Annotated in this window: 9 protein-coding genes; 1 reads left to right on the top strand and 8 read right to left on the bottom strand. The window is 54.7% G+C overall.

Going from position 1 to position 10582, the window contains the following annotated elements; translation table 11 throughout:
- Nucleotides 1-252: 252 nt before the first annotated feature.
- The 7 genes from AD944_RS02280 to AD944_RS02250 all read right to left on the bottom strand — a co-directional run bounded on the left by AD944_RS02280 (nt 253) and on the right by AD944_RS02250 (nt 9322).
- Nucleotides 253-1578: a sensor histidine kinase gene (locus AD944_RS02280; RefSeq protein ID WP_045542198.1), complete on the bottom strand. Its 1326-nt coding sequence runs from the start codon at nt 1576-1578 to the stop codon at nt 253-255.
- Nucleotides 1575-2243, bottom strand: a complete 669-nt coding sequence (locus AD944_RS02275; protein ID WP_035379714.1) for a response regulator transcription factor — start codon at nt 2241-2243, stop codon at nt 1575-1577. The genes AD944_RS02280 and AD944_RS02275 overlap by 4 nt, the downstream gene beginning before the upstream one ends.
- Complete coding sequence (locus tag AD944_RS02270; RefSeq protein WP_061474727.1) at nt 2240-5317, bottom strand: efflux RND transporter permease subunit; 3078 nt, start codon at nt 5315-5317, stop codon at nt 2240-2242. The genes AD944_RS02275 and AD944_RS02270 overlap by 4 nt, the downstream gene beginning before the upstream one ends.
- Before the next feature lie 7 nt (nt 5318-5324).
- Nucleotides 5325-6521, bottom strand: a complete 1197-nt coding sequence (locus AD944_RS02265; protein ID WP_231551658.1) for an efflux RND transporter periplasmic adaptor subunit — start codon at nt 6519-6521, stop codon at nt 5325-5327.
- Nucleotides 6518-7831: a TolC family protein gene (locus AD944_RS02260; RefSeq protein WP_082741202.1), complete on the bottom strand. Its 1314-nt coding sequence runs from the start codon at nt 7829-7831 to the stop codon at nt 6518-6520. Before AD944_RS02260 ends, AD944_RS02265 begins: the two co-directional genes overlap by 4 nt.
- 519 nt (nt 7832-8350) lie before the next feature.
- Complete coding sequence (locus AD944_RS02255; RefSeq protein ID WP_052051307.1) at nt 8351-8677, bottom strand: transposase; 327 nt, start codon at nt 8675-8677, stop codon at nt 8351-8353.
- A 270-nt stretch (nt 8678-8947) separates the two neighbouring features.
- The gene (locus AD944_RS02250; RefSeq protein ID WP_456303478.1) at nt 8948-9322 is read right to left on the bottom strand and encodes an SDR family oxidoreductase; all 375 of its coding nucleotides are present in this window, start codon (nt 9320-9322) and stop codon (nt 8948-8950) included.
- On the opposite strand from AD944_RS02250, the gene AD944_RS16190 reads away from it, so the two are divergent.
- Entirely contained in the window at nt 9279-9536 is a 258-nt protein-coding gene (locus tag AD944_RS16190) for a LysR substrate-binding domain-containing protein (RefSeq protein WP_197056315.1), read from the top strand. The two genes, AD944_RS02250 and AD944_RS16190, sit on opposite strands and share 44 nt — an antisense overlap.
- 208 nt (nt 9537-9744) lie before the next feature.
- Here the strand turns inward: AD944_RS16190 and AD944_RS02245 are convergent, their stop codons facing one another.
- Nucleotides 9745-10314, bottom strand: a complete 570-nt coding sequence (locus AD944_RS02245) for a cytochrome b (RefSeq protein ID WP_045542200.1) — start codon at nt 10312-10314, stop codon at nt 9745-9747.
- Nucleotides 10315-10582 lie beyond the last annotated feature (268 nt).

Genomic DNA, 10582 nt, shown 5'->3' with positions numbered 1-10582 from the left:
TTCTCATTCAAAAGTCACTCTTTTTATGGGGGGATTACCGTTGTTCTCGGTGCAGTGGGAGGAATCGTTCTGGGACAAATAACGTAGTGAAAAACTGGACATGGAATTTGGTCAACTATGGAATGCACTACGTGGATGCTTCGACGTCGTGTATTCCGAAATGCAACGTCTCGGCAGACGCGAACTGTTTAATCCTAGGATCTGATAGATAGAGCGTCAGATTTCCTGGTCCGCTCAGACGTAATCTTTGATCTAATTGACCTGCAATCGAACTGTCACCAGGACGCCTCTGTCCGTTCCAGGTATAGGCGAACTCACCACCATGTCGGCATGCAGCTGCTGAGCTATCTGTCGCGCAATCGCCATGCCGAGGCCGCTGCCTTCGGCATCGGTCTTTCCTCTGACGAAAGGCTTTTCCATATCCCGCAAAATTTCAGATGGCAGCTGTTCGCAATCATTGCAGATCAGGACTTTATGATCTTGCGTGATGATCACACTGACGGCTTGCGCAGATGAACCATGAAGAACGGCGTTTTCGAGAAGATTGCGAAACAGGATACCTGTTGCATCCATATCGCCCCGGATCATGAGATGAGATGCTCCAGAAAATTCAATCGGCTGGTTTTTTTCCCGCTCAAGTTCTTCTGCCAGAAATCGAATGACAGGCACCAGATCGAACATGTTCCCGGTCAGAGCGATCCCTGATGTCGCTCTTGAGAGCTGAAGCAGCTTTTCCATCATCCGGCCAATTCTGCGGGCCTGCTGCATGATGATCGTTGCACGCTCTTCATAGTCCGACCCTACAAGAAAATTCCTGAGAACCTGAACCTGTGCAAGAAGCGCTCCTACTGGATTGCGTAGTTCATGGGCTGCGTTGGCCGCAAAAGCGCGCTCTGTCGAAAGCGCCATTTTCAGACGTTCAAGCAGAAGATTGACGGCCGAGTGAATGGACACCAGTTCTTCGGGGAGATCCAATGGGGGAACGGGGGCCAGATTCGATCCTCCCCGGCTCCTGATTTCCTGCTGAAGGCTGGTCAGAGGACGCATGGCGCGACGGACACGCCAGCGGACCAGAACCCAGATCGCCGGGAAAAATATTACCATTGGCAGAACTGAAATCAGAATAGCCCGCCTGACAGCTTCATTTCTGTGAAAAGTCGGCTCACCCACCAGAATGTAATCGCGACCAGACGCTGATGGTACGACATACACTCTGAATAATGAGATGTTGTAAAATCCTGACTTCAGACGTGGTACGAATAGTGTCTCCGGCGCATTCTGTGACCTGACCTCAAGGCGACCGGCCGGTGTGGTGATCTGGTAGGCCAGCGTTCGCCGGTTCACCCCGGGGAGTTGCGCAATCTGACCACCTGGGGTGACGGAAGCCCTGTCGGTTTTGTCCAGTTCACTGATGACAAACTCCAGACGCTCGGCCACTTCCTGTAACGAGTTGTCAAGACGCTCCGTAACTTCATAGCGGGTAAAGGCCGCAACAAGAATACTGAGAAGCACCAGTGCGCCAAGCACGATGATCAGTGTTCCGGACACGATACGGGACGCCAGACTCCAGCGCTTCATCGGGACGTGTTCTCCGCGAGACAATAGCCTCTACCCCTGACTGTCATGATCAGACCAGGTCCGGTTTTCTTCCTTATCCTGCTGACGAAAACTTCAATGGCGTTGCTTTCCACATCGTCACTAAGACCATAAAGGGCGTCTTCAATCTGCTCACGACTGCAGACTGCTCCAGGCCGGCGCGCAAGAAGTTCGACAATAGCCCATTCACGCGCAGACAGATCAACTGTCTGGCCATCGCGTTCAAGCTGACGGCGCGCGAGGTCTATTCTGATAGTGCCCACCATGACCACATTGTCTGGAAGGGCCGCGTAACGCCTGGCAACAGCGTCGATACGGGCAACGAGTTCGTCGAGATCATAAGGTTTGACAATATAATCATCTGCGCCTTCTGACAGCCCCGCGATCCTGTCACTGACCTGATCCTGAGCTGTCGTGATCAGGATGGCCAGAGATGAACAGTCCCGCCGGATTTCCCGTAGCAGATCCCGACCATTACCGTCTGGAAGACCAAGATCCAGTAGTAGGAAATCATAAGAAGAGGCAATCAGGGCTGCCCGGGCATCGGTCAGGGTTTTGAACCAGTCGACGACATGTCCGGCCTGGCGGACGCGGTCTCTTACGGCCGAGCCCAGAGCGGGTTCGTCTTCGATAATCAGGATTTTCATGCGATGCGGTTTTTCATGATACGTGCGTAGAGAGAGGGCAGCACAAGCAATGTCAGGAGTGTCGAGGAGATCAGACCACCAATGACGACGGTCGCCAGAGGGCGTTCAACTTCGGCACCGGCACTGGTCGAGACTGCCATGGGAATGAAACCAAGACTGGCGACCAGCGCTGTCGCCATGACCGGCCGGAAACGTTCTTCCGCGGCTTCATACGCGGCACGAGCAGCATCCCGGCCTGCCACGCGCAGGGAATTAATGGCGGTGACGAGTACCACGCCATTCAGAACCGCCACACCGAACAGCGCAATAAACCCGATCCCCGCGGAGACGCTGAATGGCAGGCCACGCAGAGCGAGGGCCAGGATGCCACCTGTCGCGGCAACTGGCAGATTGACGAAAACAAGCCCGGCCAGCCAGACGGAATTCAGCGCAACGACAAGCAGGGCAAAAATCAATACCAATGCAATCGGCACGACAACTCCCAGACGTGCCATGGCTGACTTCAGGTTCTGGAACTGACCCGCCCACACGATGCGATAACCGGGAGGCATGGTGATTTTTCTGCTGACTGCCTTCTGTGCTTCGGCAACAAAGGAGCTGAGGTCTCGCCCACGAACATTGGCCTGCACGATCAGACGACGGCGGATATTATCCCGGCTGATACGGGGAGGACCGTCCTGTACCGTGACCCCCGCGATCTCTGAAAGCAGGACCGCTCCTCGGCCATCGGCGCGGCGGACCCTCAGGCGGGCGATCTGGTCACGTGTGCCTGCCTGGGCAGGATCGAAACGGACCTGCGTGCTGATCAGTGCGTTACCGACTGTGACGGGCCGTCCAATATGACCGCCGACCGCTTCAACTACGTTTAGAAGTTCCTGCTGGGAAATACCCAGCCGCGCCGCCTTTCGACGATCAATGTCGATATGGATGAAAGAAACGGTGCCGTCTCCCTGTGGAGCCACGTCAGCCGCACCGGGAATGGTTTTCATGACACTCGCTACCCTGTCCCCCAGCCGCGCCAGCGTAGCGAGATCATCCCCATAGATCGAAACGGCAATCTGTGTCCTGACACCGGACAGGAGGTCATCCATCCGCATCTGCACTGGCTGACTCCATGACTGCTCCATTCCGGGCAGTTCAGTGCTCAGCACCTGACTCATCGCCGTAACGAGCCCCTCCTGCGTATGCGCCGTGGTCCACTGTGATGGTGGCCTCAGAAAAATGAAACTGTCTGTCTCGTTAACGCCCATCGGATCAGTCGGAATGGCTGATGTTCCTGTGTTGCTCACAACGCTGGTGACCTCGGGAAAGCGACGCAGGATACGCTCCTGAAGGTTGACTTCCTTCAAGGCCTCGGGCAGCGAAATGCCGGGCAGTCGTGTCGTAGTTACCGTCAGGGCCCCTTCGTCGAGAGACGGAATGAACTCGCCACCCAGATGCAGGCCGATCCAGACAGAAAAAGCAAAAATCGCGAAAGTTGTGCCAAACAGGGTCCGTGGTCGGTTTTCACACCAGTTCAGCATGGGACCATAACCACGACGAAGAAAAGCAACCAGACGGGTATCGTCATGATGGCTTGCAGACCTCATCGCCAAAGCCGCAATCACCGGTATCCCGACAACACAGTAAAACAGAGAGGCCAACAGCGCCATGATGACCGTCTGCGCCATGGGGCGGAACATTTTGCCTTCGATGTCCTGCAATGTCAGGATCGGCAGATAGACCATCACAATGACAAGAATGCCGAAACTTACGGGACGGAGTACTTCGGTTGCTGCTGAGACTGCGAGAGAAGCCGGCAACGTATTCTGTCCACTGGCCCTGTCACGAGCACGATGGGTCATGAAATTTTCGACCACGACGAGGGAACTATCGACGATCATGCCGAAGTCGATGGCACCAAGACTGAGTAGATTGGCGGAAATTCCGAACCATCGCATGCCGGCCATTGCACAGACGAGCGCAAACGGGATGACTGACGCGATGACCAGTGACGCCCGCCAGTCACCGATCACCACGATCAGAACACCGATGACCAGGAGTGCTCCAACGACAAGATTTTCTTTCACGGTCCTGATGGTGCTGTCTGTCAGCGTTGAACGCACGTAATAAGGGTCAAGCGTCACACCTTTAGGAAGAGATTGACGAATGCCGGGAAGTGCTGCTTCGATGGCGGCTAAGGTGGTGTCGGAACTCGCTCCCATGCGCATCATGATGACGCCAATGACAACCTCGCCCTGACCATCACGCGTGACGGCACCCAGTCGTGTTCTCGGTCCCATGGAAATGTGCCCGACATCCCGCAGGAAAATGGCGGAACCGTTAGTGTTGGCCCGGACGGGAATGGACCCAAAGTCATCAAGTGAACCGATCAGGCCGCGTCCGACAACGATCTGCTGTTCTTCACCATGCTCAATCCATCCACCTCCTGATGCGGAGTTATTGCCATCCACCGCCCGGAAGACGTCATCAACTGACACACCCAGTGCCATAAGGCGGGCCTGATCGAGAGCGACCTGAAATGTCTGTTCGGCACCACCGTTCACGTTCACGTCCACGACGCCCGGAACCAGTTTCAACTGCGGTGCGACAGTCCATGTCATCAGACGGTTCAGATCCATCAGCGAATAACCGTCGCCTTTGATCTGCAACTGCATGATTTCACCAAGCCCTGTAGCGAGTGGCCCGATATTCACACTGACTCCCGGCACAGATATCATGCCTCTGGCCTGCTGAATCCGTTCTTCCACACGAGCACGGTCAAGATTGATGTCCGTCTCATCCGCGAACTGGATGTAAACGACCGAGACTCCTGAACGGGAGACCGACCGTAGATCTGTCATCTCCGGGATGCCGGCCATACTGGCCTCGATCGGAAAGGTGATCAGCCGTTCGACTTCTTCCGTAGCGAGGCCGGGAGCAACAACGGAAACGAGCACCTGCCGGGGCGAAATGTCGGGCACGGCTTCCACGGGAAGGCCACGCACGATCATACACCCGGCGATGAATGTCAGGAAGATTACCCCAAGGACTAGCCAGCGTCGGGTCTGCAGGGCGGAGAGAACGCTACGCATGACGCTCTCAGTCTCCATCATTCATATCTGACACCAGCATCACCGCCTTCAGGGCGAATGCGCCTTGCGTTACGATCCGCTCACCTGCGGAGAGGCCAGAGGTAATGACTTTCTGTCCATTGCCCGTAGCACCAACATGCACTTCCTGTGGCCGAAACCGGTTTGGACTCACCGGCACAAATACAGTGCTTACGCCGTTGATTTCTGTGACAGCGTTCTCCGGCACAATGATGCCTGCCGTCTTTTCGCGTGTTGGCAGATGGGTATTGAGAAACATGCCTGGATGAAGACTGCCATCTGGATTGGGGGCCGTGCTTATGACGCGGACGAGGCCTGTGACCGGATCCGCCATGCTCCCTACCGAAGTTATTTTCGATTTCAGTAATGTCGTCCCTGTGTCCGATGTGAGTTCGGTGGTCTGTTCGCCGCCCTGGACCACCTGAGCGGCATCCTGAGGCAGGATGTCAGAAACAATCCATACCGATGACATGTCTGTCAGGCCTATCAGTTCCGTCGCAGGGGAAATGTCGTCAGCAACGCCAACGAACACACTCTGTACTTCTGCTGTGGTCGGGGCAATGATTGACGATGTCTCGTCCAGCGGACTGGTCTGGGCTTTATCTGATTCCGTAACGGAGTTGTATTCTTCTTCAAGTTGATGCTTCAGCGTATCTACATCAGCCTGTCGGGCTATAACATCGTCTTTTGCTGCCTGGAATATGGCCAGGCGACGCCTGGTCTCTCCTGCTGCAACTGTTGTTCCTTCCAGTTCATGCCCCCGGTGGTAGGCTGACGCTGCATTCTGAGAGGCCGCATACGCTGTCGTCAGTGCCGCCTGTGCTCTTGTCATTTCAAGGCGGACCAGATGTAATGAATGATCCTGATAGGTAAGAAGCGTCTCTCCTTTATGCACATGCTGACCAGGTACCACAGCAACATTCAGAACTTTACCGGACCCTGCTGGGTGAATACGGACGACATGCCCCGCCTCGGCTGTGACGGTTCCCATTGCATCCAGATTTTTTGCGAGTGTACCACTCCTTGCGATCGAGATTACCAGAGCAGAATTCTTCTGCGCCGCCTCTCCCATTACGACAATCGGCGCACTGCCGGCGGCTCGTGCAGGCGGCTCAGTAATGCGAAAAATAATCATGACACAGAGTAAATATTTCCAGTCTTTCATGGAGGCAGATGAAATAGTCACTGGAATTCTCCTGCGGCGATCAATGTTCGTATGATGGCAGCGTGCCAGGCAACTTCCGCCTGATTGCGGAGCTGCAAAGCACTGCTGGCAGCGGATCTGGCTCGTAACAGTTCGACCAATGAGGTCTCACCGACCTGCCATGATCGATTCATCTCATTTGCGCGCCTGTTCATATTCTCAGCGGACAGAACAGAATTTCTGAACATATCTTTCGTGGCCGTCAGATGAGAAAAAACCTGAGCAAGTTCCTGCCTGACATTGCGGCGAGCCTGCTGCTCCTGACTGATAGCCGCTGCCAGCTTGTTGCGGGCGTCCGCTTCCATGGGAACGTTGCGGACATCGCTGGGAAGCGGGATGGAAACTGTTACCCCCACGCGGTCGTCCCACGGGCTGCCATACTGTTTTTCGTGAACTGCAGCTACGCCAACTTCAGGGTTCGGCATGAAAGAGGTTTTGGCGAGATGCACGCCAGCTTCTGCTGTATGCACGGCCTGACGGGCGGCTCTGACGCGAGGATCATTATTTTCGAGGGCTTCGGCAGAGAAGAGTCCGTGATGCGCTAACGCCACATTGTCAAATGAGAGGATATCGGGGACGGCCGGGCGACCCAGCAAGATACGAAGCGCTGAGGTCGCTGTCTCGACCTGCTCTTCAGACTGGGAATATTCATTGGCTGCATTTGCGATTTCAGAGGCGATGATCTGCTGATCGGCAAGAGTCATCTCCCCGATGTGCTTCCCATGGATTACTGAGGCCCGGATTTTTTCCAGTGTGTCTTTCTGGATGCGTGCGATTGCCAGTCGGCGCTGAGCCATAACGACGTTGGCTGATGTATCCAGAACTCTCATGGCCACCGCCATTCGCGCCACATGCAGCCGTTCCTGGATGGTAAGCGCTTCTGCTCTGGCAACTCCCACAGTTGCGCTACCTTGTCCAGGAAGCCAAAAAGGAACAGACACACCACCCTGGTAGGTTGTGTATCCTTCGTTACTACCTATGGCATGGTCATCAAAATACTGGCCTGACACAGTTGGACCACCAGCAAACCACGACCTAGCAGCCACAGCCCGTCTTGATGCCGAGTGATAATTTGTAGTCAATTCATTGCGATCAGGATCAATAGACCAGGCATCTTCTACGGCCTGAGTAAATGTGAAATTCTCGGCTTTCACTTCTGAAGAAAACCCAAAAGAAGCTAAGAAAAACAGAAAAACAAACAAGATATGAAATATATCAGCTTCTACGATACATATGATCGTTAGTTTTGACCTAAATTTTACAGTCAGAGAATCGATACTTTGACCACACATAAAATTCCGCCGATTGTATGTTTCATCATGAGAAAGGACTGCGATAGAATTGTTATTATAGCAGATGAAGCTGACAACTCCCTGAACGGCTATACCGATTACCTGATTGAGAATTCACGGATATCCACAATGCCTATTTGTGGGAGATCACCACAACAACAGCTTCTTTCAATCATGCCAGTCGTGACTAGACCGCCAAGACCCAGTTTTTAAGCCACTGCTATTATATCCACTTTTTTCGTTAAGTATTTGTTCGTTTTCGTTTCTTACATAAAAAACAAAACGGGAAATCGGGCATCTCAATAGGTTATCTTTAAGAGGAGCCAGCAGTGTTGAATGGCTACCCAAGGTAGCATTCAACAGCTGGCAAGGGGGAGAAATCTCCCTAATACTGTTCATTTAGAGGTAATAATGACGATTTCGGGCTGATAGGGTGGAGGCTCGCCGCGATGGCGTGATTTTCCGCGACTGCTGACGACGCGCTCTTCAAGAATCTCAAGCAGGATATTCTGGCACGCTTTATTTCTCTGCCGAGGGGGAAAGCAGGACCATATGGCCTATCTTGCGGCGTATGACCTGCAGGCTATGGGTGAATGACAGCCGGTCTGGATCTTCTCTTACCTTCAACGCCGCTTCATGCATCAGGCTTCGTATCGTGAAATGTGCAAGCATCAGGCCGTGGAATTCCTGACGAACAAGTTCCGGTGTTTTGCTCCTCAAGCACAGACGCGCGCCGCGAAGATGGGTCTTGAGTTCGTCGAACGCGGTCTCGATCTCCCAACGCTCGTGATAAAATGCCGCCAGATCGCAAGCAAGTGCGTGTGCCGGATCAAGGATCGTCGTCACCAGCGTGTAGGTTTAGTCGCCATTCTCCACGCCGTCCAATCGATAGCGCAGGACACGGACCGGGAGAGGTTCCAAGGGGGCGCCGCCACTGCGTTCCGAACGGCGCCAGGTATTCAGTTCGCTACGCCACGAGCCATCGGGCAAGCGCACGGGCAGCCAGCGCGCCGAAGCCGCCGGAGGCCCCGGTGATGACGATGATCTGTTTCATGGCACGCAATCTTTCATGGAATAGGAGGCGCCCGGCACGGTGCCGGACGCCAGAGACTGGGTTCAGATGATTCCACCATTGGCGCGCAGCGTCTGGCCGTTGATCCACGCACCATCCGGGCCGGACAGGAAGGCGACGCTGGCGGCGATGTCCTCGGGCTGGCCCAGCTGCTCCAGCGGGGCGAGCTTCGACAGACGGTCGATGAGTTCGGGTGATTTTCCGTTCAGAAACAGATCCGTCGCAGTCGGTCCGGGGGCCACCGCGTTGACGGTGATGGCGCGGCCACGCAGTTCTTTCGCCAGAATGCTCGTCAGAGCCTCCACTGCGTCCTTGGTGGCGGCATAGACGCCATAGCCCGGCTGCAGCAGTCCCGTGACGCTGGACGAGAAATTGATGATCCGCCCGCCGTCATGCAGCCGCTTGGCGGCCTCGCGCATCGTGTTGAACGTGCCCTTCAGGTTCGGGCTGATCCAGGTTCCTCGTTACCATGTCGAACGGGATCTGGTGCAGGGGACTCTCGTGACGATTCTGCCCGATTCTCCACCATCGCCGACGCCAGTCTCATTGCTCTATCCGCGCAACCGGCAGCTCTCACCACGGGTGCGCGTGTTCATCGACTGGGTTGCCGGACTGTTTCCCAAAACGACTTAGCAGCGGCCAAATGCCTTATCCGATGCATCGGCGTATGCGGGCCTCGCCTCGGCGGAGGCGACCATTAATTCAGCACGTTCAAATGTCCGGGAAGGTCGGAACAGCGAAACGTCTGCTGTTCAACGGAAGCCGAAAAAAGCTGACGTTGTTGGCGATCCAGCATCATGGTGCTGCCCAGTCATGAAAATCAGACAGGGCTCCGATCGCCTCACTGACGAGGCAAGAAACACTGCGGCAGTATACGTCCAAGCACTTTGTCCTTCAGGACGAACTGATGAAAAAGTGCCGCTGCGCCATGGCCTGTCGCAAGACCCATGATCAGCCACGCATTCCAGTCATGCAGGCTCTGAAGCCACGCTACGGTGTTCGGCGGGAGCCGCGCGAATGGGGAGGGGATCAGGAGTCCGAAAAAACTCATCATCTGCCCGGCACCCCATCGCCAGAGGTAGCCCAGCACGATTTCCGCCAGAAGCAGCACATAGAGGGCGTACTCCGCTCCAAGGGCGAATATCCGGTCCATGGGCCGGAGAAGGTCCGAAAGGTGCCGGCCGTTCGTCAGACGCCAGACAATGCGGAACGCCATGATTGCGGTCAGCAGGATGCCGGCTGTCAGATGCGCGACCACCATCAGATGATGGACGGGTTTTGTTGGCCAGTTCCAGGTTTCGCCAAGAGCAAACTGAAGCAGCACCAGAAAGGCGGTCGTCCAGTGAAGGACGATCGTCGGCCTGTCGTAGCGCAACCGGCTGTCCGTGATGTCCGGCGTTGAACAAGGCATATGTGTCTCGGCAAAAGGAATCTGAATCCACTTTCATATCATGATTTCCTGACAGGAATCTGAACAGAACAGATTTTACGAAAACATAAATAATATTGAAAATAACTCGCAATATCAGAATAAAATATCTGTTGTCGTGGCAAACGACGCATCTTAACCTTGATTTGTATTTACCCGAAGCAACAGGTTGTTTTATGTCGCGTCTCCATCCTCTGGCTGAACGTCATGCCGTCGACGCGGAAATCTCACAGAAGGGTTGTACATCGGG

Source organism: Acetobacter tropicalis (genome assembly GCF_001580915.1).
In the GTDB taxonomy this organism is placed as follows: domain Bacteria; phylum Pseudomonadota; class Alphaproteobacteria; order Acetobacterales; family Acetobacteraceae; genus Acetobacter; species Acetobacter tropicalis.
The sequence above is the reverse complement of the archived record's forward strand: the minus strand, read 5'-3'. Positions and strand labels throughout refer to the sequence as shown.